Source organism: Streptomyces manipurensis (assembly GCF_049570255.1).
GTDB lineage: Bacteria > Actinomycetota > Actinomycetes > Streptomycetales > Streptomycetaceae > Streptomyces > Streptomyces manipurensis.
Genome location: NZ_CP186950.1, coordinates 5,849,235 through 5,872,602 on the forward strand (window position 1 = coordinate 5,849,235; position 23,368 = coordinate 5,872,602).

The 23,368-nt window shown below is 73.3% G+C and carries 21 protein-coding genes; 5 read left to right on the plus strand and 16 right to left on the minus strand.

Annotation, left to right across the window (positions count from 1 at the left end; translation table 11 throughout):
• Nucleotides 1–4: 4 nt before the first annotated feature.
• The 13 genes from ACPU2J_RS26795 to ACPU2J_RS26855 all read right to left on the minus strand — a co-directional run bounded on the left by ACPU2J_RS26795 (nucleotide 5) and on the right by ACPU2J_RS26855 (nucleotide 13,543).
• Nucleotides 5–889, minus strand: a complete 885-nt coding sequence (locus ACPU2J_RS26795; RefSeq protein ID WP_361588783.1) for an ABC transporter permease — start codon at nucleotides 887–889, stop codon at nucleotides 5–7.
• The gene (locus ACPU2J_RS26800; protein ID WP_361588781.1) at nucleotides 876–1,670 is read right to left on the minus strand and encodes an ABC transporter ATP-binding protein; all 795 of its coding nucleotides are present in this window, start codon (nucleotides 1,668–1,670) and stop codon (nucleotides 876–878) included. The genes ACPU2J_RS26795 and ACPU2J_RS26800 overlap by 14 nt, the downstream gene beginning before the upstream one ends.
• A 33-nt stretch (nucleotides 1,671–1,703) precedes the next feature.
• Entirely contained in the window at nucleotides 1,704–2,822 is a 1,119-nt protein-coding gene (locus tag ACPU2J_RS26805) for an ABC transporter substrate-binding protein (protein ID WP_423834186.1), read from the minus strand.
• Between the two features lie 195 nt (nucleotides 2,823–3,017).
• Nucleotides 3,018–4,364, minus strand: coding sequence for a sulfate adenylyltransferase subunit 1 (locus tag ACPU2J_RS26810; protein ID WP_420079229.1), 1,347 nt, complete (start codon nucleotides 4,362–4,364; stop codon nucleotides 3,018–3,020).
• Between the two features lie 2 nt (nucleotides 4,365–4,366).
• On the minus strand, nucleotides 4,367–5,305 hold the full coding sequence (cysD, locus tag ACPU2J_RS26815) for a sulfate adenylyltransferase subunit CysD (protein WP_420079228.1): 939 nt from the start codon (nucleotides 5,303–5,305) through the stop codon (nucleotides 4,367–4,369).
• On the minus strand, nucleotides 5,302–5,847 hold the full coding sequence (cysC, locus tag ACPU2J_RS26820; protein ID WP_420079227.1) for an adenylyl-sulfate kinase: 546 nt from the start codon (nucleotides 5,845–5,847) through the stop codon (nucleotides 5,302–5,304). Before cysC ends, cysD begins: the two co-directional genes overlap by 4 nt.
• 35 nt (nucleotides 5,848–5,882) lie before the next feature.
• Nucleotides 5,883–6,611 carry a phosphoadenylyl-sulfate reductase gene (locus tag ACPU2J_RS26825; RefSeq protein ID WP_365083438.1) on the minus strand — a complete coding sequence of 243 codons (729 nt, stop codon included), beginning with the start codon at nucleotides 6,609–6,611 and terminating at the stop codon, nucleotides 5,883–5,885.
• Nucleotides 6,608–6,796 carry a hypothetical protein gene (locus tag ACPU2J_RS26830; protein ID WP_361607958.1) on the minus strand — a complete coding sequence of 63 codons (189 nt, stop codon included), beginning with the start codon at nucleotides 6,794–6,796 and terminating at the stop codon, nucleotides 6,608–6,610. Before ACPU2J_RS26830 ends, ACPU2J_RS26825 begins: the two co-directional genes overlap by 4 nt.
• A complete protein-coding gene (locus ACPU2J_RS26835; RefSeq protein WP_420079226.1) occupies nucleotides 6,793–8,499 on the minus strand; it encodes a nitrite/sulfite reductase in 1,707 nt (568 codons plus the stop codon). The genes ACPU2J_RS26830 and ACPU2J_RS26835 overlap by 4 nt, the downstream gene beginning before the upstream one ends.
• Nucleotides 8,500–8,714: 215 nt before the next feature.
• The gene (locus ACPU2J_RS26840) at nucleotides 8,715–8,798 is read right to left on the minus strand and encodes a putative leader peptide (protein WP_312847410.1); all 84 of its coding nucleotides are present in this window, start codon (nucleotides 8,796–8,798) and stop codon (nucleotides 8,715–8,717) included.
• A gap of 900 nt (nucleotides 8,799–9,698) precedes the next feature.
• Entirely contained in the window at nucleotides 9,699–10,262 is a 564-nt protein-coding gene (locus tag ACPU2J_RS26845) for a GNAT family N-acetyltransferase (protein WP_361607565.1), read from the minus strand.
• Between the two features lie 5 nt (nucleotides 10,263–10,267).
• Nucleotides 10,268–11,533 carry a GAF domain-containing protein gene (locus ACPU2J_RS26850; RefSeq protein ID WP_423835012.1) on the minus strand — a complete coding sequence of 422 codons (1,266 nt, stop codon included), beginning with the start codon at nucleotides 11,531–11,533 and terminating at the stop codon, nucleotides 10,268–10,270.
• 366 nt (nucleotides 11,534–11,899) lie between these two features.
• Nucleotides 11,900–13,543 carry an acyl-CoA dehydrogenase family protein gene (locus ACPU2J_RS26855; RefSeq protein WP_365083442.1) on the minus strand — a complete coding sequence of 548 codons (1,644 nt, stop codon included), beginning with the start codon at nucleotides 13,541–13,543 and terminating at the stop codon, nucleotides 11,900–11,902.
• Nucleotides 13,544–13,560: 17 nt separating this feature from the next.
• Between ACPU2J_RS26855 and ACPU2J_RS26860 the strand changes: the two genes are divergently transcribed.
• The 3 genes from ACPU2J_RS26860 to rsgA all read left to right on the plus strand — a co-directional run bounded on the left by ACPU2J_RS26860 (nucleotide 13,561) and on the right by rsgA (nucleotide 16,684).
• Nucleotides 13,561–14,676 (plus strand): YihY/virulence factor BrkB family protein, encoded by a 1,116-nt coding sequence (locus tag ACPU2J_RS26860; protein ID WP_420079224.1) that lies wholly within the window; start codon nucleotides 13,561–13,563, stop codon nucleotides 14,674–14,676.
• Between the two features lie 97 nt (nucleotides 14,677–14,773).
• A complete protein-coding gene (locus ACPU2J_RS26865) occupies nucleotides 14,774–15,304 on the plus strand; it encodes a GNAT family N-acetyltransferase (protein ID WP_420079223.1) in 531 nt (176 codons plus the stop codon).
• Between the two features lie 273 nt (nucleotides 15,305–15,577).
• Nucleotides 15,578–16,684 (plus strand): ribosome small subunit-dependent GTPase A, encoded by a 1,107-nt coding sequence (gene rsgA, locus ACPU2J_RS26870; RefSeq protein WP_399308765.1) that lies wholly within the window; start codon nucleotides 15,578–15,580, stop codon nucleotides 16,682–16,684.
• Between the two features lie 138 nt (nucleotides 16,685–16,822).
• Here rsgA and ACPU2J_RS26875 read toward each other — a convergent pair whose 3' ends face one another.
• From ACPU2J_RS26875 to ACPU2J_RS26885, 3 genes are all read right to left on the minus strand, one after another.
• On the minus strand, nucleotides 16,823–17,434 hold the full coding sequence (locus ACPU2J_RS26875) for a GNAT family N-acetyltransferase (RefSeq protein ID WP_423834187.1): 612 nt from the start codon (nucleotides 17,432–17,434) through the stop codon (nucleotides 16,823–16,825).
• A 79-nt stretch (nucleotides 17,435–17,513) separates the two neighbouring features.
• Nucleotides 17,514–17,996 (minus strand): DUF456 domain-containing protein, encoded by a 483-nt coding sequence (locus ACPU2J_RS26880; RefSeq protein WP_420079221.1) that lies wholly within the window; start codon nucleotides 17,994–17,996, stop codon nucleotides 17,514–17,516.
• A gap of 24 nt (nucleotides 17,997–18,020) precedes the next feature.
• Nucleotides 18,021–18,998, minus strand: a complete 978-nt coding sequence (locus ACPU2J_RS26885; RefSeq protein WP_423834188.1) for a helix-turn-helix domain-containing protein — start codon at nucleotides 18,996–18,998, stop codon at nucleotides 18,021–18,023.
• A gap of 367 nt (nucleotides 18,999–19,365) precedes the next feature.
• Between ACPU2J_RS26885 and ACPU2J_RS26890 the strand changes: the two genes are divergently transcribed.
• Both ACPU2J_RS26890 and ACPU2J_RS26895 read left to right on the plus strand, forming a co-directional pair.
• Nucleotides 19,366–21,456, plus strand: a complete 2,091-nt coding sequence (locus ACPU2J_RS26890; protein ID WP_423834189.1) for a protein phosphatase 2C domain-containing protein — start codon at nucleotides 19,366–19,368, stop codon at nucleotides 21,454–21,456.
• Nucleotides 21,457–21,533: 77 nt separating this feature from the next.
• Nucleotides 21,534–23,276 carry a pyruvate dehydrogenase gene (locus ACPU2J_RS26895; protein ID WP_365487249.1) on the plus strand — a complete coding sequence of 581 codons (1,743 nt, stop codon included), beginning with the start codon at nucleotides 21,534–21,536 and terminating at the stop codon, nucleotides 23,274–23,276.
• The last annotated feature ends 92 nt before the right edge of the window (nucleotides 23,277–23,368 follow it).

Consider the following 23,368-nt stretch of genomic DNA (forward strand, 5'->3'; position numbering starts at 1 on the left):
CCGGTCAGCTCTTCACCAGCAGGCCGCGGGTGCGCAGAACGTACCGCTCCAGCGGGCTGAAGATCAGCAGATCGATGGCGATGCCGACGACCAGGATCAGGATGATGGCGAGGAAGACGCCCGGCAGGTCGATGTTGTTGCGGCCGTTCTCCAGCAGCTGGCCCAGGCCCAGGCCGAGGTCCGGCGAGGACGCGATGATCTCCGCGGCCATCAGCGAACGCCAGGAGAAGGCCCAACCCTGCTTGAGGCCCGCCAGGTAGCCGGGCAGCGCGGCCGGCATCACGATGTGCCGGGCGCCGCGCAGGCCCGTCGCGCCCAGGGTGCGGCCCGCCCGCAGGAACAGCGGCGGCACCTGGTCGATGCCCGAGACGAGGCCGTTCGCGATCGACGGGACGGCGCCCAGCAGGATGACCGTGAACATCATGGCGTCGTTGAGGCCGAACCACAGCACGGCCGGCGGCACCCACGCCACCGACGGCAGCGACTGCAGGCCCTGGAGGATCGGGCCGATCGCGGCCCGGACGAACTTCACCCGGGCGACGAGCAGACCCAGCGGGGTGCCGATGGCCAGCGCCAGCAGGAAGCCGAGCAGGCCTCGGGACACGCTGGTCCAGACGACCTCCAGCAGGGTCCCCTGGAGCCACATGTCGGACAGGCTGTCCCACACCGCGGAAGGCGCGGGCAGCTTGGTCTCCTCGGTGACCTTCGTCGCCACCAGGACCTGCCACACGGCCAGGACCAGGCCCACGGCCAGGAACGGCGGCAGCGCCTTCTTGACGAGCACCTCGCGGACCGGGGTGCGGCGGACCTCGACCGCGTCCAGTGCGTCGAGGCCCGCCTCCAGGCCCGCGAGGTCGTCCGTCTTCGCCTTCGTGTCAGTGCTGGCCATGGCGGCGGATCTCCCCACGCAGGTGTTCAGTGATCTCGACGGACAGCTCCGCGACGTCCGCGTCCTCGATGCGGCGCGGCTGCGGGATGTCCACGGTCCATTCCTTCGCGACCCGGCCCGGCCGGGAGGAGAGCAGGACCACGCGCTGGGCGAGGCGGACCGCCTCGCGCACGTTGTGGGTGACGAACAGGACGGACAGGTTCGTCTCGTCCCAGATGCGGGTGAGCTCGCCGTGCAGCACGTCCCGGGTGATGGCGTCGAGCGCGGCGAACGGCTCGTCCATCAGCAGCAGGTCGCTGTCCTGGGCCAGGGCCCGGGCCAGCGCGACGCGCTGGCGCATGCCGCCCGACAGCTCGTGCACGCGCTTGCCGTGGGCACCGCCGAGGCGGACCAGCTCCAGCAGACGCTCGGCCTCCGTCCTGCGGTCGGCCTTGGCCACCCCGCGCAGGCGCAGGGCGAGTTCGATGTTCTTGCCCGCGGTCAGCCAGGGGAAGAGGGCGTGCTCCTGGAACATCAGCGCCGGACGGCCGCCCGGGGTCTCGATGGACCCCGCGGACGGCTTGTCCAGACCCGCCACCAGGTTCAGCAGGGTGGACTTGCCGCACCCCGACGCCCCCAGGATGGTGACGAACTCCCCGGGAGCGACATCGAGGCTGATGTCGTCCAGGACGAGCTGCGATCCGGCCGGGCCGGAGAAGGACTTCGATACGTGCGCGATGCGGGCGGCGTGCGCGTGCTCCGTCACGGAGCCCTCGGCAGCCTTGGCGAGTGTGGTGGCCATGGTCGTCACCTCCTGGGATTGCTGGGTGCGGGGTTACTTGGCGGCGAGGCCGGCGTCGGTGACCTCGGGCTTGCCGGCGGCCTTGAGGACCTTGTTCAGGAGGGTGAGGTCGTAGATGCCGGTGAGGTCGGGCTGTTCGATGAGTTTGGCCTTGACGGCGTGGTCGGCCTGGGCCTTGAGGGTGGAGGCGAGGGGGTCGTCGGTGACGAGGATGCTCTGCCAGGCGGGGTCGATGATCTTGGCGTCGAGGGGCTTTCCGCTGTCGGCGGCGAGTTTGGCGTTGGCGGAGGCCTTGGCCTTGTCGGGGTTGGTGTTGATCCAGTCGTTGGTCTTGACGGTGCCGCGCAGGACGGCTTCGACGACGTCGGGGTGTTCCTTGAGGAACTTCTGGCTGACGATGATGTTGGTGATGACGAACTTCTTGTCGGGCCAGAGGGTGGTTTCGTCGAGGAGGACGGTGCCGCCGTCGGAGACGAGTTTGGAGGCGGTGGGTTCGGGGACCCAGGCGCCGTCGATGGAGCCCTGCTTGAAGGCGTCGGGGGTGACCTTGTTGTCGGTGCGGACGACGGAGACGTCGCCCTTGCCGGATTCGGGGTCGACGGTCCAGCCCTTGTCGTTGATCCAGTTGAGGAAGGCGACGTCCTGGGTGTTGCCCTTCTGGGGGGTGGCGATCTTCTTGCCCTTGAGGTCGTCGAGGGTTTTGATCTTGTCGGGGTTGACGACGAGTTTGACGCCTCCGGAGGCGGATCCGGAGATGATGCGGAGGTTGGAGCCCTTGGACTTGACGTAGCCGTTGATGGAGGGGGAGGGGCCGATGAAGCCGATGTCGAGGGAGCCGCCGTTGAGGGCTTCGATTTCGGAGGGGCCTGCGTTGAAGGACTGGGGCTTGATGGTGGTGGCGCCGAGTTCCTTCTGGATGAGGCCTTCCTGGAGGCCGACCAGGGCGGTGGCGTGGGTGAGGTTGGGGAAGTAGCCGATCCGGACCTCGGGGGCGGACAGCTTCTCGCCCCCGCCGGTGGCGGCGGCCGGCTTGGTGTCGCCCTCGCCCTTCGCCTCGGAACCGTAACCGCAGGAGGCGAGCGCGCCGATCAGCAGCGGCAGGGCGGCGGCAGCGGCGAGACCGCGGCGCAGGGTGGAACGGGTGTCGGGCACGGGAGGACTTCCTCTCGCCGCGCCGAGGACCTACGGCGCGGATCTACGTCTGTGGAACGGTGGCGGGTACGACGGGGGAGGCGGACGCGGTCATCGCACACATCGCGCAACCCCTCCCTGGCCGCTGCCGAGGGAACCGCTTCCGACACGGCCCCCCTCCTTCGCGAAGGTGGAGTAAGGATCGGCTCCCATGATCTAGAAGTCCCACCCTTCCTCGTCCGCGGCCGGTGCCTCGGCACGGGAGGCGAAGGACTCGCCTGCCATGCCCGCTGCCAGGGTGGTGCCGTCCGCCGGGTCGATCAGCAGGAACGAACCGGTGCGGCGGGAGTCGGCGTACGCGTCCAGCGCGAGCGGCTCCGCGGTGCGGACGACCACGCGGCCGATGTCGTTGGCCACCAGCTGACCCGGTTCCGGATGCTGGGACAGGTCGTCCAGGGTCAGCCGCGAGGGGATCTCCTTGACGATCGCCTTGACCGTGCGCGTCGTGTGCTTCAGCAGCACCCGGGCGCCCACGGCCAGCGGCTGGTCGGCGACGTGGCACACCGTCGCGACGACGTCCTGCGTGGTGGCCGGCGCGGACGCGGACGGCGCGATCAGGTCACCGCGCGAGATGTCGATGTCGTCCTTCAGCCGCAGGGTCACCGACTGCGGGGTCCACGCGATGTCGACGGACTCGCCGAGCACGTCGATGCCCTCGATCACCGAGGTGCGGCCCGACGGCAGCACGGTCACGGCCTCGCCGACGCGCAGCACGCCCGAGGCGATCTGACCCGCGTAACCGCGGTAGTCGGGGTGCTCCGCGGACTGCGGCCGGATCACGTACTGCACCGGAAAACGCGCCGGGCAGGCCGTCAGGTCGTGGCTGACCGGGACGGTCTCCAGGTGCTCCAGCACCGTCGGGCCGCCGTACCAGTCCATGTTCGCGGACGGGTCCACCACGTTGTCGCCGGCCAGCGCCGAGATCGGGATCGCGGTGATCTCCGGGACCCCCAGGTCGGAGGCGTACGCGGTGAACTCCTCGGCGATCGCCGCGAACACCGACTCCTCGTAGCCCACCAGGTCCATCTTGTTCACGGCCAGGACCACGTGCGGGACGCGCAGTAGCGCGGCCACCGCCGCGTGCCGGCGGGTCTGCTCGATCACGCCGTTGCGGGCGTCGACCAGGACCACGGCCAGGTCCGCGGTGGAGGCACCGGTCACCATGTTCCGGGTGTACTGCACGTGCCCGGGCGTGTCCGCGAGGATGAACCGGCGGCGCGCGGTCGCGAAGTAGCGGTACGCCACGTCGATGGTGATGCCCTGCTCCCGCTCGGCCCGCAGGCCGTCGGTGAGCAGCGCGAGGTCGGGGGCCTCCTGGCCGCGCTGCGCGGAGACCGCCTCGACGGCCTCCATCTGGTCGGTCAGGACCGACTTGGAGTCGTGCAGCAGCCGGCCCACCAGGGTGGACTTGCCGTCGTCGACGGAACCGGCGGTCGCGAAGCGCAGCAGGGTGGTCGCTGCGAGGTCGGCCAAGTTGGCGACCTGATCGGTGGTGCTGGTCATGTCTAGAAGTACCCTTCGCGCTTGCGGTCTTCCATCGCGGCCTCGGACATCTTGTCGTCGGCGCGGGTCGCGCCCCGCTCGGTGAGGCGGGAGACGGCGATCTCGGCGATCACGGCGTCGAGCGTGACGGCGTCGGAATCGACGGCGCCGGTGCAGGACATGTCACCGACGGTGCGGTAGCGGACGAGCCGCGTCTCGGGCGTCTCGCCCTCCTTCGGACCGCCCCACTCGCCGGCCGTCAGCCACATGCCGTTGCGCTTGAAGACCTCGCGCTCGTGCGCGAAGTAGATCTCCGGCAGCTCGATGCCCTCGCGGGCGATGTACTGCCACACGTCCAGCTCGGTCCAGTTGGACAGCGGGAACACGCGCACGTGCTCGCCGGGGGCGTGCCGGCCGTTGTACAGCTGCCACAGCTCGGGGCGCTGGCGGCGCGGGTCCCACTGGGAGAACTCGTCGCGCAGGCTGAACACCCGCTCCTTGGCGCGGGCCTTCTCCTCGTCGCGGCGGCCGCCGCCGAACACGGCGTCGAACCTCAGCCGCTGGATCGCCTCGGTGAGCGGGACGGTCTGCAGCGGGTTGCGGGTGCCGTCCGGACGCTCGCGCAGCGTGCCCGCGTCGATGTAGTCCTGGACGGACGCCACGTGCAGGCGCAGGCCGTGCTCGGCGACCGTGCGGTCCCGGTACTCCAGCACCTCGGGGAAGTTGTGACCCGTGTCGACGTGCAGCAGGGCGAACGGGACCGGCGCGGGCGCGAACGCCTTCAGCGCCAGGTGGAGCATGACGATGGAGTCCTTGCCGCCCGAGAAGAGGATCACCGGCTTCTCGAACTCCCCCGCCACCTCACGGAAGATGTGCACGGCCTCGGACTCGAGGGCGTCGAGGTGCGACAGGGCGTAGGGCGCGTCCGTCTCCTCGTGGACGTGTGCGACGGTCGTCGTCATGCCAGACCCCTCTCGGTGAGCAGCGCGTGCAGGGCGGAAGCCGACTCCTGCACGGTCTGCGTGTGCGACTCGATGCGGAGGTCCGGGGCCTCCGGTGCCTCGTAGGGGTCGTCGACCCCGGTCAGACCGGAGATCTCGCCTGCCGCCTGCTTGGCGTACAGACCCTTGACGTCCCGCTCGGAGCACACCTCGACCGGGGTGGCCACGTGGACCTCCAGGTATTCCGTCCCCGCGGCGGCGTGCCGCTCGCGCACCGCCGCGCGGCTGTCGGCGAACGGCGCGATCACCGGGACCAGCGCCTTCACGCCGTTGCTCGCCAGGAGCTCGGCGACGAAGCCGATCCGCTGCACGTTGGTGTGCCGGTCCGCGCGGCCGAAGCCCAGCCCGGCGGAGAGGAACTCGCGGATCTCGTCCCCGTCGAGCACCTCCACACGGTGACCGTCGCCGCGCAGCCGCTCGGCCAGCGCGTAGGCGATGGTCGTCTTGCCCGCGCTCGGCAGCCCGGTCAGCCACACGGTGGCGCCCTGGTCGCTCACGCTCATCTGTTCCGTCTCCGTAAGTTCTTCGCCGGCCGTCATCAGCCGTGCAGTCCGCACTCGGTCTTGCCCCGCCCGGCCCAGCGGCCGGCCCGCGCGTCCTCGCCCTCCGCCACGCGCCGGGTGCAGGGAGCACAGCCGACGGAGGCGTAGCCGTCCATCAGCAGCGGGTTGGTGAGGACGCCGTGCTCGGCGACGTACGCGTCCACGTCGTCCTGGGTCCAGCGCGCGATCGGCGAGACCTTGACCTTCTGCCGCTTCTCGTCCCACCCGACCACCGGGGTGTTCGCCCGGGTCGGGGACTCGTCACGGCGCAGGCCCGTCGCCCACGCGTCGTACGCCGTCAGACCCTCTTCCAGCGGCTTGACCTTGCGCAGCGCGCAGCACAGGTCCGGGTCCCGGTCGTGCAGCCGCGGACCGTACTCGGCGTCCTGCTCCGCCACCGTCTGCCGCGGGGTCAGCGTGATGACGTTGACGTCCATCACCGCGTCGACCGCGTCCCGGGTGCCGATGGTCTCCTCGAAGTGGTAGCCCGTGTCGAGGAAGACCACGTCCACGCCGGGGAAGACCCGCGAGGCGAGGTGGGCGACGACCGCGTCCTCCATCGAGGAGGTCACGGCGAACTTCCGGCCGAAGGTGTCGGCCGCCCAGCGCAGGATCTCCGGCGCGGACGCCTCCTCCAGGTCCCGGCCGGCCTGCTCCGCCAGCTCCTTCAGCGTCGCCGCCTTCAGAGCGGCGTTCCTGAGACTCGCGTCCTGAGTGGTGGTCATATCCCTTCCCCTCCCGCTGATCCCGCCGCGTCGGACCGAACGCCCCGGGCCAGCAGCCCGAGGTACTTCAGCTGGAAGGCCCGGTTGCAGGCCCTGCACTCCCAGGCGCCGTGGCCCGTCTCGTGGGGGAACAGGTCCTCGTCGCCGCAGTACGGGCAGTAGAACGGTGCGGCGCGCTCGCTCACGACAGGCTCTTCTCGTCCGCGCGGGCGACCCACGCCGCGAAGCGCTCGCCGTCCTCGCGCTGCTCCTCGTAGCTCTTGACGACCCGCTCGACGTAGTCGGGCAGAGCGGCCGAGGTGACCTTCAGGCCGCGGACCTTGCGGCCGAAGCCGGCCTCCAGCCCCAGGGCGCCGCCCAGGTGGACCTGGTAGCCCTCGACCTGGTTGCCGTCGTCGTCCAGGACCAGCTGCCCCTTGAGACCGATGTCCGCCACCTGGATACGGGCGCAGGCGTTCGGGCAGCCGTTGATGTTGATGGTGAGCGGCTCGGCGAAGTCCGGCAGACGGCGCTCCAGCTCGTCGATGAGCGAGGCGCCGCGCGCCTTGGTCTCGACGATGGCCAGCTTGCAGAACTCGATGCCGGTGCAGGCCATCGTGCCGCGGCGGAACGGGGACGGCTTGACCCGCAGGTCCAGCGCCTCCAGCGCCGCCACGACCGAGTCGACCCGGTCGGCCTCGATGTCGAGCACGATCATCTTCTGCTCGGCGGTGGTGCGCAGACGGCCCGAGCCGTGCTGCTCCGCGATGTCGGCGATCTTGGTCAGGGTGGCGCCGTCCACGCGGCCCACGCGGGGCGCGAAGCCGACGTAGAACCTGCCGTCCTGCTGCTCGTGGACACCGACGTGGTCACGCCACTGGCCGGAGGGCTGCTCGGGCGCGGGGCCGTCGGTCAGCTTCCGCTTCAGGTACTCGTCCTCCAGGACCTGGCGGAACCTGGCCGCGCCCCAGTCGGCTACGAGGAACTTCAGGCGGGCGCGGGTGCGCAGTCGGCGGTAGCCGTAGTCACGGAAGATCGAGATGACGCCCTCGTACACGTCCGGGACCTCGTCGAGCGAGACCCAGGTGCCCAGGCGCACGCCGAGCTTGGGGTTGGTCGACAGACCGCCGCCGACCCAGACGTCGAAGCCGGGACCGTGCTCGGGGTGGTTCACGCCCACGAAGGCGATGTCGTTGATCTCGTGCGCCACGTCGAGCAGCGGCGAGCCGGAGATCGCCGACTTGAACTTGCGGGGCAGGTTGGAGAAGTCCTTGTTGCCGACGATGCGGCGGTAGATCTCGTCGATCGCGGGCGTGCCGTCGATGATCTCGTCCCGGGCGATGCCGGCGACCGGCGAGCCGAGGATGACGCGGGGCGTGTCACCGCAGGCCTCGGTGGTGGACAGGCCGACGGCCTCCAGCCGGCGCCAGATCTCCGGGACGTCCTCGATCCGGATCCAGTGGTACTGCACGTTCTGCCGGTCGGTGAGGTCGGCGGTGCCGCGGGCGAACTCCTCGGAGATCTCACCGATGACGCGCAGCTGCTCGGTGGTCAGCCGGCCGCCGTCGATGCGCACGCGCAGCATGAAGTACTTGTCGTCCAGCTCCTCCGGCTCCAGGATCGCGGTCTTGCCGCCGTCGATCCCGGGCTTGCGCTGGGTGTAGAGACCCCACCAGCGCATGCGTCCGCGCAGGTCGTTGGGGTCGATGGAGTCGAAGCCGCGGTGGGCGTAGATCGTCTCAATGCGTGTCCGCACATTGAGACCGTCGTCGTCCTTCTTGAACTGCTCGTTGCCGTTGAGGGGCGTGTGGTGCCCGACGGCCCACTGGCCCTCGCCGCGGTGACGGCCGGTCTTGCGGCGCGCGGCGGCTGCGGGTGCGGCTGCGGGCGTTTCGGGGGTGGCGGCCATGGCGGTACGTCCTTCTTCGGCGGCTCAGGGCAGGGGTGAGGGCGGCGGTGGGGGTGGCGTGACCCCTGGACGCTGAGCGGGTGTGGCGGAATGCCGCGCCTTTGCCGGGGTGACCGGGAACAGGGCGGAAGTCGGCCTTCAGGGGACTGCGATGGTCGACGCTTCCACGGCGACGATGCCGGGATTGCGGCGGTGCGCGGCGTTTGCTGGTTCCGTCAGCGCGCCGGACAGATGGCGCTGGACATGCGGCCGAGGTCGACGTGCCGTCGACTCACCAAGGCAATTCCAGCTCCATTCATGGCCGAAGCGTGTCACGGGCCGATTGGAGGAGTCCACTACTGTCCACGATACGGACGAAGTCGTCCCGGATTGTGGGATGACGTGACGGGGGTCACCTGCTGGGGTGCGGTCTGCGTGTGTTGGTGCGGGCCGTTTGCCGTCTGCGGCCCGGTGGCCGCGCCTCAAACGCCGGCGTGGCTGGGGGTGTGCGTGGGGCGGGGTCGGTGGGGTGGGGGGTGTGGGCGTCGTGGGGCGGTGCCCCTGCGGGGGCTCTCCTCGGCTCGGCGCGCGCGGGCACGTCACGGCTGTGAGCGGTGGTGGCGCCTCGTCCTGCGGGGAGCCCCCACAGTGTCCCCACCCCACGCCCCCCCCCACACCCCGGGCCCGCCCCGCCCGCGCGAGGGGGGTGGGAGGGGGATCCCGTCAGGTCCGGCCCCGCCCCGCGAGGTGGGGAGGGGTATCCCCCCGGGGGCCATTCCGCCCGGCGGGCCTCTGGGCGGGCCGGGCCGGTCCCGTTCGGGCGGGTGTGAGCAGCCGGGCCGGGGTAGGCATCGAGGCCTTCTGTGCGGGCCGGGGGAACGGAGCTCGGCGGGTGCGGGCGTGCCGGGTGGGCGGATGCGTCGGGGTGGATGTTGTTCGGGGGGATGGGGGGGATGCCTTGAGGTCGATGTCCCTCGTGCCGGTGGTGGGGTGGATGTGCCGGTGGGGGTGTGGGGACGGTGGGGGGTGTCCCCGCAGGACGAGGCGCTACCACCGGGTACCGCCGAGACATGCCCGCGGGCGCCGAGCCGAGGAGACACCCCCCGCCGGCCCCGCACCCCCACCCCACCGACCCCGCCCCCGCACACCCCCAGCCCCGCCGGCGTTTGAGGCGCGGCGACCGGGCCGCAGACGGAAAACGGCCCGCACCCACACACGGGCTACGCGCCCGGCCACGGGCCCGGGGTGGCCGTTTCCTCCTTCTCCTCCGTCTCGGTCCGGAAGAGCGTGAAGCCGCGCCGCTGGTAGTTGGCCATGGCCGTCGGCCCGTCCTGGCTGCACGTGTGCACCCACACCCGCCGCGTCGCCTCCCGGCCCGGCCAGCGCGACGCGAGGTCCCACGCGCGGGCGACGCCCACGGACAGCAGGTGGCCTCCGATGCGGCGGCCACGGAACGCGGGGAGGAGGCCGAAGTACATGATCTCCACGACGCCGTCGTCCTGCGGGTCGAGCTCCACGTACCCGGCGGGCGTGCCCCGGTCGTAGGCCACCCACGTCTCCACACCGGGACGGTCCAGCTGCTCGACCCACTGCGCGCGGGTGAGGGAGAGCCGGTCCGTCCAGTGGATGTCGCCGCCCACCGAGGCGTAGAGGAAGCGGCTGAACTCGGGGGAGGGGACCTCCGACCGGACGACGGATATCTCCGGGCCCGGCACGGCCGCGGGGGCCAGGTCCTGCGGGGAGGTCATCTCCAGGGACCACGTGGTGAGGGTGAGGGTGCTCATGCAGCTCAGGGAATCACGCCGGGCCGGGTCCGGCCCAGGCGGGCCCTGATCACCGCGGGTGAGGTGGAGTGCGGGAGCAGGGCGGCCGGGTCGCCGGGGCGGATCAGCTCCACCTCGACGTCGTCGGCGAAGCGGTACGGCCGGTGGGCGAGGACCCCGGCGAGGTTGCGGCGTACGCGGGACAGCTCGGCCCGGACGGTCACCGTGCGTTCGGGGTCGCCGAACAGCTCGGCGGCGAGGTCGGCGGCCGAGCACCCGCGCGGGGTCTCCGCCAGCAGGAACAGCAGCTCCGCGTGGCGCGGGCTCAGCTCTTGGGCCCAGCTCCCGGAGGGCCCGTAGACCGCCGCCGACCAGGAACCGGTCCGGCTGAGGTCCAGGACGACGCGGGTCGCGGCGGCCGCGGCCGGCCGGTCCTGCGTGATCCGCAGCAGCCAGCCGCCCGGCAGCGGCTCCACCGCGCACTCGCCGAGCCGCGGCAGCCACACCCGGCCCGGACCGAACCCCTTCGGCAGGGTGACCCGGTCGGCGGGAGCGGTGCCGGTCACCGCCGCCGTCCAGCCGTGCGGGTCGACGGCCAGTGCGCGTCCGGGCAGCCGGGCGAGGAGGGGGGCGGCGACCGTGCGCAGCCGTTCCAGCGATTCCAGGTGCCGTACCCGCAGCTCGCGCTCCGCGAGGCGGGCCACGGAGGTCACCCATGTGAGCGTGGCCGGGTGCATGGTGGCCAGGGGGCCGCTGACGTCGACCACGCCCAGCAGCCGGCCGTCGCGCGGGTCCCGTACGGGTGCCCCGGCGCAGGTCCAGTCGTGGTGGCTGGAGACGAAGTGTTCGGCGGAGAAGACCTGGACGGGCCGACGGGCGACCAGGGCGGTGCCCACCCCGTTGGTGCCGACGACGGCCTCGTTCCAGTCGGCCCCCACGGTGAAGCCGAGCCGGTCGGCCTTGCGCAGGATGGAGCTGTGCCCCTCCCGCCACAGCAGCCGTCCGTCGGCGTCGGCGACGACCATGATGTGCAGGGCCTGGTCCAGGGCCGGGAGCAGGCCTTCGCGCAGGACCGGGAGGACCTCGCGCAGCGGTGAGTCGTGCCGGCGTTCCTCGGTCTCGGCGGCCGACAGCATCCGGGAGCGGGCGTCGCGGTCGGGGTCGACCCCGCAGGCGAGCATCCGGCGCCAGGATTCGGCGATCTCCGGCCGGGGCGCCGCGGGCGGGCGGTCCCCGGCCAGCGCGGCCGCCCGTACGCCCTTCAGCAGACGGCTGGCCTCCCGGGGGTCCATGGCCGAGATGCGTGCGACATCGACCGTGCTGCCTGTGGTGTCTGCCACCGGAACCTCCCCGTGCGAACAGGACGTACGCCGCCGCCTCCCGGCGGGCCGCGGGTGCCCGGGACGGCTTCCCCCGGGCGCCCCTGCGGGCGGCTGCCGACTCACAGGTTGCAACGGTATGCAACTCTCGCCAAGTGCCGTCCGCGCGACCGAAAATGTCCGGACGTCGCCCGAGCGGCGTGACAGCTCCTCCTCGGGGGCTTCGGATCAGGGGTGGTGCCGAGTCGGCGCGGCGCCACCCCTGCGCCGGTCGCGGGCCCGGATCCCGGCTCGGAGCGGTTTGGGGACCGCAGGGGGAGCCCGACGGGGGCTCCCTCCCTAGCCGGAGATCCGCGCCCGCTCCACCACCGCGCCCAGGGCGGGGAGGTTCGGCAGGGTGCCGAAGGCGGTACCCCAGTCACCGCCCAGCCGTGAGGCGCAGAAAGCGTCCGCCACCTCCGGCGGAGCCCACCTGACCAGCAGTGATCCCTGGAGCACCAGCGCCATGCGCTCGACCACGCGGCGGGCCCGGGCCTCGATCCCCTCCAGGTCGGCCAGGTCCGTCAGCAGGTCCTTGATGGCCGAATCCAGCCGGTGGTCGGCGCCCCGGGACTGTCCCACTTCCTGGAGGAAGGCGTTCAGGGCCTGCGGCTCCCGCTGGAGCGCGCGCAGTACGTCGAGGGCCTGGACGTTGCCCGAGCCCTCCCAGATGGAGTTCAGCGGGGATTCGCGCAGCAGTCTCGGCAGCCCGGACTCCTCGACGTAGCCGTTGCCGCCCAGACACTCCAGGGCCTCCGCCACCATCGGCGTACAGCGCTTGGTCACCCAGTACTTGGCGGCGGGCACCGCGAGGCGCAGGAAGGCCCGCTCCTGGTCGGTGCCGGCGTCGTAGGCGGCGGCCAGGCGCAGGGTCAGGGTGGTGGCCGCCTCCGACTCCAGGGCGAGGTCGGCGAGCACGTTGCGCATCAGCGGCTGCCGGATGAGCGGTGCTCCGAATGCGGAGCGGTGCTCCGCGTGGTGGACCGCCTGCGTGAGCGCCTGCCGCATCAGCGCCGCCGAGCCGATGACGCAGTCCAGCCGGGTCGCCGCGACCATCTCGATGATGGTCCGCACGCCGCGGCCCTCCTCGCCGACCCGCCGCGCCCAGGTCCCGTCGAACTCGACCTCGCTCGACGCGTTCGACCTGTTGCCCAGCTTGTCCTTGAGCCGCTGGATCGCGAAGACGTTGCGCGTGCCGTCCGGGAGCACCCGCGGCACCAGGAAGCAGGTCAGTCCGCCCGGTGCCTGCGCCAGCACCAGGAAGCCGTCGCACATCGGAGCGGAACAGAACCACTTGTGCCCGGTCAGCAGGTACTCGCCGGAGGCGTCCAGCGCCACCGCGGTGGTGGTGTTCGCCCGGACGTCGCTGCCGCCCTGCTTCTCCGTCATGCCCATGCCGAAGAGCACCCCGGCCTTCTGCGCGGCCGGCCGCAGCCCCTGCTCGTACACGTGCGAGGTCAGCCGCGGCTCCCATTCGGCGGCGAGCGCGGGATCGGCCCGCAGCGCCGGTACGGCGGCGTGCGTCATCGAGACCGGGCAGCCGTGCCCCGCCTCGGCCTGGGACCACAGGAAGAAGCCCGCGGCGCGCCGCAGGTGCCCGGCCGGCCGCCCCCAGGCGTCGGTCAGCCCGGCGCCCACGGCGTGCCCGAGCAGCCGGTGCCAGGCCGGGTGGAACTCGACCTCGTCGACGCGGTTCCCGTACCGGTCGTGCGTGCGCAGTTTCGGAGGGTTCTCGTTCGCCTGCGCGCCCCATTCCTGGGCCTGGGCGGAACCGGCCGCGTGCCCGAGGTCCGTGAGCTCCTCCCGTACCTCGGCGAGGAGTTCGGGATCCGCCGCCGCCAGGTGGCGCTCGACGCCCTCCGTGAGGGCCCGGTCGCCGCCGTAGACATCGTGGCCCACCAGGGGCGGGGCCTGGTTGCTGACTGTGTGGGTGGTGGCTGCCATGCGGATACCGTAAGGACGTGCAGCCAGCAAAAGAAACACCCGAGCGGATCCCAGGACGGCTCCACCGGGCCCGCGCGCTCTACCGCAACGTCTCCAAGCGGAAGATGGGCTGGTTGCTGCTCAAGGACACCGTCAACTCGTGCATCGAGTACCGGATCCTCGGCCTCGCCGCCGAAGCCGCGTTCTTCACCCTGCTCTCCCTCCCCCCGCTCTTCCTGGGCCTGCTGGGCCTCCTCGGATACGTGGACGGCTGGACCGACACCCGTACCGTCGTGAGCATCGAGGAGAACATCCTGCGCGCCGTCGGCACGGTCCTGTCCGACCGCGGCGTCAACGACATCGCGAAACCGCTGCTCGACGACGTCACCCGCAGTGGCCGGCCGGACCTGATCTCGCTCGGTTTCGCCTTCGCCCTGTGGTCGGGGTCGCGCGCCGTCAACGTCTTCATCGACACCATCACCGTGATGTACGGGCTCGACGGACACCGGGGCATCGTCAAGACCCGGCTGCTGGCCTTCCTCCTCTACGTCATCGCCCTGCTGATCGGCGCGATCGTGCTGCCGCTGATGGTGGTGGGGCCGGACGCCGTCGTCCGGCTGGTGCCCTGGGGGACGGAGGTCATCGCCGTCCTGTACTGGCCGACCGTGACCCTGCTCTCCATCGCCTTCCTCACGACGCTCTACCACGTGTCCGTGCCCGTGCGCTCGCCGTGGATCGAGGACGTGCCGGGCGCCCTGGTCGCCCTCGCCATGTGGGTGCTGGGCTCGTTCCTGCTGCGGATCTACCTCACGAACACCGTGGAAGGGCCGACGATCTACGGTTCGCTGGCCGCCCCCGTGGCCGTGCTGCTGTGGATCGGCATCTCGGCCTTCGCGGTCCTCGTGGGGGCGGCCGTCAACGCCGCCATCGACCGGGTCTGGCCGTCCGTGGCCACGGCGGCGGCCCGCGAGGCCAACGAGCGGATCCGGGAGGCGGAGGCCGCCCAGCTGATCGCGCGGGCCGCCGCCTGGCGGGCCCTCGCGGAGGGCGAGTCGGAGGACGACGAGGACCAGGCCATGCCGTCGGAGTTCCCGGAGCGCTGGTCGAAGTTCCTGCCGCCGGAGGACTACCAATCGCGACTGCGCAAGCACTGACCGTCCCGGTACGTTCCCGTACGTCCCCGCCGCCCGGGGAGGGCCGCGGCAGGGGAAGGCACCGTCCGGTCGGCGACGCACCGCATAGGCTCGCACCGTGAACGACTCCGCACCCGCACTGCGCATCCGGCCGGGCGGCCCGGCCGACGTCCCGGCCGTCCTGGACATGCTCGACTCCGCCGTCGCCTGGATGAACTCCCGGGGCAACACCGAACAGTGGGGCACCGTCGCCTACTCGCGGCGCCCGGGCGGACCCGAACGGGTGGAGCGGTACACCACCGAGAACACCCCGTACATCGCCGAGCTGGACGGGCTGCCCGTCGGGGCCCTGGTCATGGACACCGGCCCCAGCCCGCAGCTCCCGGTCGCGCCGGCCACGGAGCCCGAGCGGTACGTGCGCCTGCTGGTCTCCGACCGGCGGCACGCGGGCCGGGGCATCGGAGCGGCGCTGCTGGAGCACGCCGCCGAGGAGACCCGGCGGGCCGGGGTGGAGCTGCTGCGCGTCGACTGCTGGGCGGGCGGCGGGGGCGAGCTCGTCGCGTTCTACGAGCGCAGCGGATTCACCCCCGTCGAGCGGTTCCGGGTCGGTGACTGGCCCGGGCAGCTGCTGGCCCGCAGGGTCGTCTGACGGTCCGTGCGGACGGGGCCGGAAAAAGGAGTGGCCCCGGCGCGAGGAGGCTTGTTACGGTGAGGTCGTTCCCGCCGAGCGGCAGGGACCACAGTGATGTGCATGACCCGGAGGTGAGTTCATTGATGACTGTCGTTGCGCAGGGCGCTGCCCGCATCCAGAAGACCATCGATGTCACCTCCGTGGTCTCCGGCTGACCTCACACACTTCTCCCTCCGCGCACCGCCGTCGAGCGGGCGCAGGCAGCCGGGGCCACCCTGTGAAGGGTTCCCCTTGTCTTTCTCCGCCTCCCAGCAGGCCTCGCTCGCGCACACCCTCGTCCCCCTCGGCTGGGACGACGCGTGGCAGGCCGAGTTCACCCCGTACGCCGAGCAGGGCCTCGTGCCCGGCCGGGTCGTACGGGTCGACCGCGGACAGTGCGACGTCATGACCGCGGACGGCGTCGTCCGCGCCGACACCGCCTTCGTCACCCCGCACGACCCGCTCCGGGTCATCTGCACGGGTGACTGGGCCGCCGTCGAAACGGCCGGCAACCCGCGCTACGTGAAGGCGTACCTGCCCCGCCGCACCGCCTTCGTCCGGTCCACCTCCTCGCAGCGTTCCGAGGGCCAGATCCTCGCCGCGAACGTCGACCACGCGATCATCGCGGTCTCGCTCGCCGTCGAGCTCGACCTCGGACGCATCGAGCGCTTCCTGGCCCTGGCCTGGGAGTCCGGGGCGCAGCCGCTGGTCGTCCTCACCAAGGCGGACCTCGTGCCGGACCCGGTCACCCTCGGGTACCTGGTCCAGGACGTCGAGGCCACCGCGCCGGGCGTCCAGGTGCTCACCGTCTCCTCCCTCACGGGAGAGGGCACGGACGTCCTGTCCGCCGTCGTCTCCGGCGGTACCAGCGTCCTCCTCGGCATCTCCGGAGCCGGCAAGTCCACCCTGGCCAACACCCTGCTCGGCGCCGACGTCATGGAGGTCCAGGAGGCCCGTGAGGTCGACGGCAAGGGCCGGCACACGACCACGACGCGCAACCTCCTCGCCCTGCCGGGCGGCGGCGTCCTGATCGACACGCCGGGACTGCGCGGGGTGGGCCTGTGGGACGCCGAGTCCGGCGTCGGACAGGTCTTCTCCGAGATCGAGGAGTACGCGGAGCGCTGCCGCTTCCACGACTGCGCCCATGTCGCCGAGCCGGGCTGCGCGGTGCTGGCGGCCGTGGACGCGGGCGAGCTCGCGGAACGCCGTCTGGAGAGCTACCGCAAGCTGCTGCGGGAGAACCAGCGGATCGTCGCGAAGACGGACGCCCGCCTGCGGTCGGAGATCCGCCGCGACTGGCGCCTGAAGTCCGCCGAGGGTCGCGCCAACTACGCGGCGAAGCGCGGCGGACGCTCCTGACCCCCCGGGCCCGCCGCCCGGTCCGGCCCGCCGCCCGGCCCCGTCCGCGGTGGCGGCCCCGGCCGGGCGGCGGTCGTGCCGCCGTCCGCATCCACCGGTGCCGGGACCTCGCGGTTCACGGGACCGACGGCCGGTGGGTCAGGAGTCGGTGCGGGGGGCGCGGCGCATCGCCCAGAGGGTGGGGCCGCCTCCGGGCAGCCGGGCCTCGCCGAGCACGGTGAAGCCGAAGTGCTCGTAGAAGGGCAGGTTGTCGGGCTTGGAGGACTCCAGGTACACCGGCAGGCCCGCCGCGTCGGCCCGGGCCAGGCCCGAGCGCAGCAGGGCCGCCCCGTGCCCCTGGCCGCGCGCGGCCGGGTCGGCGCCTATGACGGCCAGGTACCAGTGCGGCTCGGCGGGGGAGTGCGCGGCGGCAGCCTCGACGGCCTCGCGGAACGCCGCGGCGCGGTCGCCGAGGATGTCCTGGAGTTCCCGGACGGTCTCCGCGTCGGGGACGGCCTTGTCCCGGCCCTCGGGCGACACCCAGAAGGAGGTCGCCGCGCCGGTGTGCTCGCACACGCCGTGGCGGGCGTACTGGCGGGTGAACAGGGTCGTGAAGTACCGGCGCAGGCCCTCGGCGCGCGTGGCGTCGTCGGGGAAGAACCAGCGCATCATCGGGTCGTCGTCGAAGGCGGCGGCGAGGATGCGGCCGACCGGCTCGGCGTCGTCGGTGGTTGCCGTCCTGGGGGTGTGGGTCACGGTCATGAGGGTCATTCTGCCCCCGTGATGATCTTGGTCCGGGGGAGGGGTGCACCTTCCGGGCCGGGTGGGCCCTCCCGGCCCGGAACGGCGGCTAACCGGCCAGCACCGCCCCCACCCACGCCGCCACCACCAGCAGGCACGCGAACAGTTCCACCAACACGCTCGTCCCCGCCGCCCGCATCACCACGCGCACCGAGGTCCAGGCCTCGCCGTGCGTGCCCAGGCGCAGCCGCTCGCAGAGGTACAGGCCGCCGACAAAACCCGGCACCGCCCCCAGCACCGGCACCAGGACGAAGCCCAGCAGCGCACCCAGACCCGCGAACACGCCCGTCCGCGCGGTCACCGGCAGCCCCCGCAGGCGCCGGGGCGGCAGCTGCCACTTCACCGCCTGGACCACCAGCAGCAGGGCCGTCGCCGCCACCAGCAGCGCCCACGCGGTCCGCGACCGCTCCTGCAGCGTCCACCAGAGCACGCCCGCCCACACCAGCCAGGTCCCCGGCACACCGGGAACCAGTACGCCGACCAGCCCGAGCGACAGCACCAGTCCCACCAGGAGGAGCTGCGGCACGTCCACCCGCCCAGCGTGCCCGACCAGCGGCTACCGGGCCACCCAGCCCCGTTCGCGGGCGTGCCAGCCCAGCTGCAGCCGGGTCGTCACCCCCGCCTCCTCCATCAGCCCCTTGACCCGCCGCTGCACGGTCCGCAGCCCCAGCTCCAGGTGCTTGGCCACGCTCGCGTCCGTCATGCCCGCCAGGAGCAGGGAGAGGACCTCCAGGTCCGTGGCGTCGGGGGTGCCCCCGGCCTCCTCCGCCGCGCCCGTCGCCCCGAGCCGCAGCGGCAGGGACTCCCGCCACACCGCCTCGAACAGACCGGTGAGCGACTGCAGCAGCCCGGAGGCGTGCACCACCAGCGCCGCCGGCTCCGCGCCCTGCGCCGTCAGCGGGACCATCGCCAGGGTCCCGTCCGCGACGACCAGCCTCGTCGGGACCCGCTCCGTCACCCGAACCCGTTCACCGCGCGCCAGCGCGCTGGACGCCTCGCGGACCCCGCCGGGCAGTGCCAGGGACTCCCGCTCGATCACCACCCGGTGGCCGACGCCCCGCGCCGGGGCCCCGTCCTCCGGCCCGTCGTCCGGGCCCGCCACGTCTCCGGGCCACCCGGTGACCAGCGCGCAGAACTCCTTGCGCGCCCCCAGCCGGAGCTGGTGGAAACGGTGCGCCACCGCGCTCGCGCCCTGCACCACCTCCACCAGGTCGTGCACCGCCGGCTCGGCCGCCTCCGCCCGGTACTCCCGCGCGAGCAGGGCCGCCGCCTCCTCCGCCTGCTCCAGACCCTGCCGCCGCCGGGTCAGCAGGGCCCCGAGCGCGACCCCGGGCGGGGCCGCCACCCACCGGCCCGGCCGCGCCGAGGAGCGGGCCGCGAGCCCGTGCCGCTCCAGGCCGCGCAGGGCCCGTTCGGTCTGCGGTACGGGCAGGGTCAGCCGGTGCGCGAGGTCGGACACCTCCGCGGCGCCCAGCGTCACCAGCGCCCGGTACGCCGACTCCTGGCCCTCGTCCAGGCCTATCGCACCCAGCAACCCGCCCACCACCTCTCGACACGGCACCCGGCGGGAAGCCGCCACGGCGCGAACCCGCCGTCGACATCATCACCGGTGACCCCGCCGCAACACCAACATCCGCCGCTCCGCTGCCACTTGTGCGGCGGGTTGCCGTGCAATGGAGCGGTTGGCCCGAATGTGCCGGGTCGGAGCGATGCGCCCGGAATCGCGTACGGGCCCGGCGGCGAAGGCCGTTGCCGCCGTCGGACCCGCCCGTGCCGGTCAGGCGTACGGCGTCCGCCGATCCGTACGGGCGCAACGGCAGGGCTCCACCGGGCCGCGGTCCGGTGGACCCTTTTCGTGCATTCGGCGTTTTCCGTCCGCACCGGGGGCCGAGAATGAGGGCATGAGTCAGCGGGGCGCGGACGACTGGTGGCAGAAGCTCTACGAGGACCCGGAGGCGGAGCGGCCGGACCGGGACCGGGAGCCGGACCCGGGGGACACCCTGGAGAACCGCTTCCGGTCCGCGGCGGGGGTCACGGCCCCGCCCGCGCCGGGCGGCGGCAGACCGCTGCCGGGGCAGCGCCCGGCCTCCGGCCCGTCCGGGGCCGCCCCCGGGGATCCGGCCGCACCGCTGCCGGAACAGGCCGCCGCCCCGGTCGCGGGCCCGCGGGCCGCAGACCCGGCCGCACCGCCCCCGCCCGCCGTCCCCGACGCTTCCTTTCCCGATGCCCGGACCGGTCCCCGGGTGCCGGACCCGGGCCGGGACCGGCCGGCGGTGCCTCCCGTTCCGGGGGGTCCGCCGCCGGCCACTCGTCCCGCCGTACCCGCGCCGCCGGCCGCGGGACCGGCCGGCCCGGGCCCGGAGGGTCCCGCCGCCGTGCCGCCACCGCCGCGCACCGAGGCCGACGCCCCCGCACCCGGGGCCCGTTCCGGGCCGTCGGCGCCCGACGCGGGCCGGAGCCGGACCGGTCCTGCGGAGCCCCCCGGGCCTCCCGCCGCGCCGCCGCTGCCGGGCGCCGCCGCGGACCGGCCGGTGACGCCGCGTCCACCGGAGTCCGCCGGCCCCGTGCCACCGCCGCCGGGCGCCGCGCCGGGCAGCGCCTCCGCCGAGCGACCGCCCGTCCCGCCGATGCCGCCGGGCGCGCTCCCGGGCCTGCCGGGAACGGCTCCGGCCGCGGGCCCGCGGCTGCCGGAGGTGCCGCCGGCCCCGCCCGCTCCGGCCACCGCCCCGGGGCCGCCCGTCGCGCCGCCGGGCCCCGTTCCGGCGCCGCGCACGGCCCCCGACGGCCTGCGGCAGAATCCCGGCGCGCCGTCCCCCGGGCACCCCGGATCCCGGGCGGCCGGCGACGGGGCGCCCATGCCGCCGCCGGTTCCGCCCCCGCCCGTGACGCCCCCGGCGGCCGCCGCCGAGCCGCCGTCGCTCCCCGTCCGGCCGCGTGACCCCCGTACCGGAGGCGCCACCGGATACGCGCTCGGCGGGGTCGACGTGCCTCCGGTGCCCCCCTCCGACCCGCCGGCCGCCACGGCCGGGCCCGTGGTCGGGGACGCCCCGACGGAGCACGTGCCGCGGCCCGCGCCCGCGAAGGACGCCGCACCGCCGCCCCCGGACGGGCCCCGGCCCACCGTGCACCACCTGGGCGACCGCGCCCCCACCTACGCCGCCGAACCGGGCGCCCTCCCGGCCGCCGACCCGGCCGCCCTCGACGCGCTGGTCCCCGACACCGTCCTGGAGGGGGCCCGGCACGGCAGCCACACCCTGCGCGCCGCCTCCGTCCGCGGGGACTCCGCCCGCTACCGCGGCGAGCACCGCCGGGACTTCCTGCTCACCGCCCGCTTCGGCAGCGGCGAGGACGCCCTGGTCCTCGTGGCCCTCGCCGGCGGCGACCGGGCCGCGCCCGGCGCCGCGGACGCCGCCGCCGAACTGTGCCGCACGGTCGCCGCGGCCGTCGGGCGCAGCAGGGACCGGCTCGCCGAGGACATCCGGGCCGGCCGCCGCGACGCGCTCCGCTCCGGCCTGCAGCGCCTCACCGACCGCGGCTACGGGCGGCTGCGGGCCCGCGCGGCCGAGCTGGGGCTGGCCGAGACGGAGTACACCGCCGGGCTGCGCGGGCTGCTGCTGCCCGTCGACCCCCGGTGCCGTACCCGGGTGTGCTTCGGCGCCGGAGCCGGAGGGCTCTTCCGGCTCCGCTCCGGACAGTGGCAGGACCTGGAGCCCGGCGGCCCGGCGGAGCCGCCGCCCGCCGCGGACGGGGACGCCGAGGGCGGTCCGGCGTTCCGGTTCCGTGCCTCGGTGGCCCGTACGGGCGACGTCCTGCTGCTGTGTTCCGGGGGCCTCGCGGAGCCGATGCGGGAGGAGCCCGCTCTCCCCGAGGAGCTGGCCGCCCGCTGGGCGGACCCGGAACCCCCCGGCCTCGCCGCCTTCCTCGCGGACACCCAGCTGCGGCTGAAGGGCTACGCCGACGACCGGACGGCCGCCGCCGTCTGGGAGGCGTGAGCGGCGCATGCATGGCTGTATGAGAGGGCACGCGGCGAAGGACCGGACGGACCGGACACCGGGAAGGGCGCCCTCTCATGGCCAAGCAGAACGTGGCGGAGCAGTTCGTGGACATCCTGGTGCGCGCCGGGGTCCGCCGGATGTACGGGGTGGTGGGCGACAGCCTCAACCCGGTGGTCGACGCGATCCGCCGTACGGACGGCATCGACTGGATCCAGGTCCGCCACGAGGAGACGGCGGCCTTCGCGGCGGGCGCCGAGGCCCAGATCACCGGCCGGCTCGCCGCCTGCGCCGGCTCCTGCGGCCCCGGGAACCTGCACCTGATCAACGGGCTGTACGACGCCCAGCGCTCCATGGCCCCGGTCCTCGCCCTGGCCTCGCACATCCCCTCGGGCGAGATCGGCCTGGGCTATTTCCAGGAGACCCATCCCGACCGGCTCTTCGCCGAGTGCAGCCACTACAGCGAGCTGATCTCCAACCCGGCCCAGATGCCGCGGCTGCTCCAGACCGCCGTCCAGCACGCCATCGGCCGCAGCGGTGTCAGCGTGGTCGCGCTGCCGGGGGACGTCGCCGCGCAGCCGGCGCCGGAGAAGACGGTCGAGCACGCCCTCGTCACCGCGCGGCCCACGGTGCGCCCCGGCGACGGCGAGATCGAGAAGCTCGTCCGGCTCGTCGACGAGGCCGACCGGGTCACCCTGTTCTGCGGCAGCGGCACGGCGGGCGCGCACGCCGAGGTCATGGAGTTCGCCGGCCGGGTGAAGGCGCCCGTCGGGCACGCGCTGCGCGGCAAGGAATGGATCCAGTACGACAACCCGTACGACGTCGGGATGAGCGGGCTGCTCGGCTACGGCGCCGCCTACGAGGCCACCCACGAGTGCGACCTGCTGATCCTGCTCGGGACGGACTTCCCGTACAACGCCTTCCTCCCGGACGACGTGAAGATCGTGCAGGTGGACATCCGTCCGGAACACCTGGGCCGGCGTTCCCAGTTGGACCTGGCCGTCTGGGGTGACGTACGGGAGACCCTGCGGGCCCTGAACGCGCGGGTGCGGGCGAAGCCGGACCGCCGCTTCCTGGACCGGATGCTGAAGAAGCACGCGGACGCGCTGGAAGGCGTGGTGCGGGCCTACACCCGCAAGGTGGAGAAGCGCACTCCGATCCATCCGGAGTACGTCGCCTCGGTCCTCGACGAACTCGCCGACGAGGATGCGGTGTTCACCGTCGACACCGGCATGTGCAACGTGTGGGCGGCGCGCTATCTTTCCCCGAACGGAAAGCGCCGCATCATCGGCTCCTTCAGCCACGGCTCCATGGCCAACGCCCTTCCGCAGGCCATCGGCGCACAGTTCACCGACCGCGGCCGTCAAGTGGTGTCGATGTCGGGCGACGGCGGTTTCTCCATGCTGATGGGAGATTTCCTCACCCTGGTGCAGTACGACCTGCCCGTCAAAGTGGTCCTCTTCAACAACTCCTCCCTCGGAATGGTCGAGCTGGAGATGCTGGTTTCCGGCCTCCCCTCCCACGGGACGCAGTACAAGAACCCGGACTTCGCGGCGGTCGCCCGCGCGGCGGGTGCGTACGGGGTCCGAGTCGAGAAGCCCAAGCAGCTCACGGGCGCTCTGAAGGACGCGTTCCGGCACCCGGGGCCCGCTCTCGTGGACGTGGTCACGGACCCCGACGCCCTGTCGATTCCTCCGAGGATCAGCGCCGAGATGGTGGCCGGATTCGCACTGTCCGCCGGGAAGATCGTCCTCGACGGCGGGGTGGGCCGCATGATCCAGATGGCTCGATCCAACCTCCGCAACGTGCCCCGCCCCTGAGCCCGCAGGAGTGCGGATCCCCCCGGAGGGCATGCATCCCGTAGACCTGTTCGAGAGCGTGCACACCGGAGGGACATCGCCGTGCGGGTGGG

Coding starts and splice junctions, on each gene's coding strand:
- ACPU2J_RS26835 (WP_420079226.1), bottom strand. CDS start 8,499: ATGGCCGCCACCCCCGAAACGCCCGCAGCCGCACCCGCAGCCGCCGCG.
- ACPU2J_RS26855 (WP_365083442.1), bottom strand. CDS start 13,543: ATGGCAGCCACCACCCACACAGTCAGCAACCAGGCCCCGCCCCTGGTG.
- ACPU2J_RS26795 (WP_361588783.1), bottom strand. CDS start 889: ATGGCCAGCACTGACACGAAGGCGAAGACGGACGACCTCGCGGGCCTG.
- ACPU2J_RS26895 (WP_365487249.1), top strand. CDS start 21,534: ATGGCCAAGCAGAACGTGGCGGAGCAGTTCGTGGACATCCTGGTGCGC.
- ACPU2J_RS26800 (WP_361588781.1), bottom strand. CDS start 1,670: ATGGCCACCACACTCGCCAAGGCTGCCGAGGGCTCCGTGACGGAGCAC.
- cysC (WP_420079227.1), bottom strand. CDS start 5,847: ATGAGCGTGAGCGACCAGGGCGCCACCGTGTGGCTGACCGGGCTGCCG.
- ACPU2J_RS26840 (WP_312847410.1), bottom strand. CDS start 8,798: ATGAATGGAGCTGGAATTGCCTTGGTGAGTCGACGGCACGTCGACCTC.
- ACPU2J_RS26810 (WP_420079229.1), bottom strand. CDS start 4,364: ATGACCAGCACCACCGATCAGGTCGCCAACTTGGCCGACCTCGCAGCG.
- ACPU2J_RS26825 (WP_365083438.1), bottom strand. CDS start 6,611: ATGACCACCACTCAGGACGCGAGTCTCAGGAACGCCGCTCTGAAGGCG.
- ACPU2J_RS26850 (WP_423835012.1), bottom strand. CDS start 11,533: ATGGACCCCCGGGAGGCCAGCCGTCTGCTGAAGGGCGTACGGGCGGCC.
- ACPU2J_RS26845 (WP_361607565.1), bottom strand. CDS start 10,262: ATGAGCACCCTCACCCTCACCACGTGGTCCCTGGAGATGACCTCCCCG.
- cysD (WP_420079228.1), bottom strand. CDS start 5,305: ATGACGACGACCGTCGCACACGTCCACGAGGAGACGGACGCGCCCTAC.
- ACPU2J_RS26875 (WP_423834187.1), bottom strand. CDS start 17,434: ATGACCCTCATGACCGTGACCCACACCCCCAGGACGGCAACCACCGAC.
- ACPU2J_RS26890 (WP_423834189.1), top strand. CDS start 19,366: ATGAGTCAGCGGGGCGCGGACGACTGGTGGCAGAAGCTCTACGAGGAC.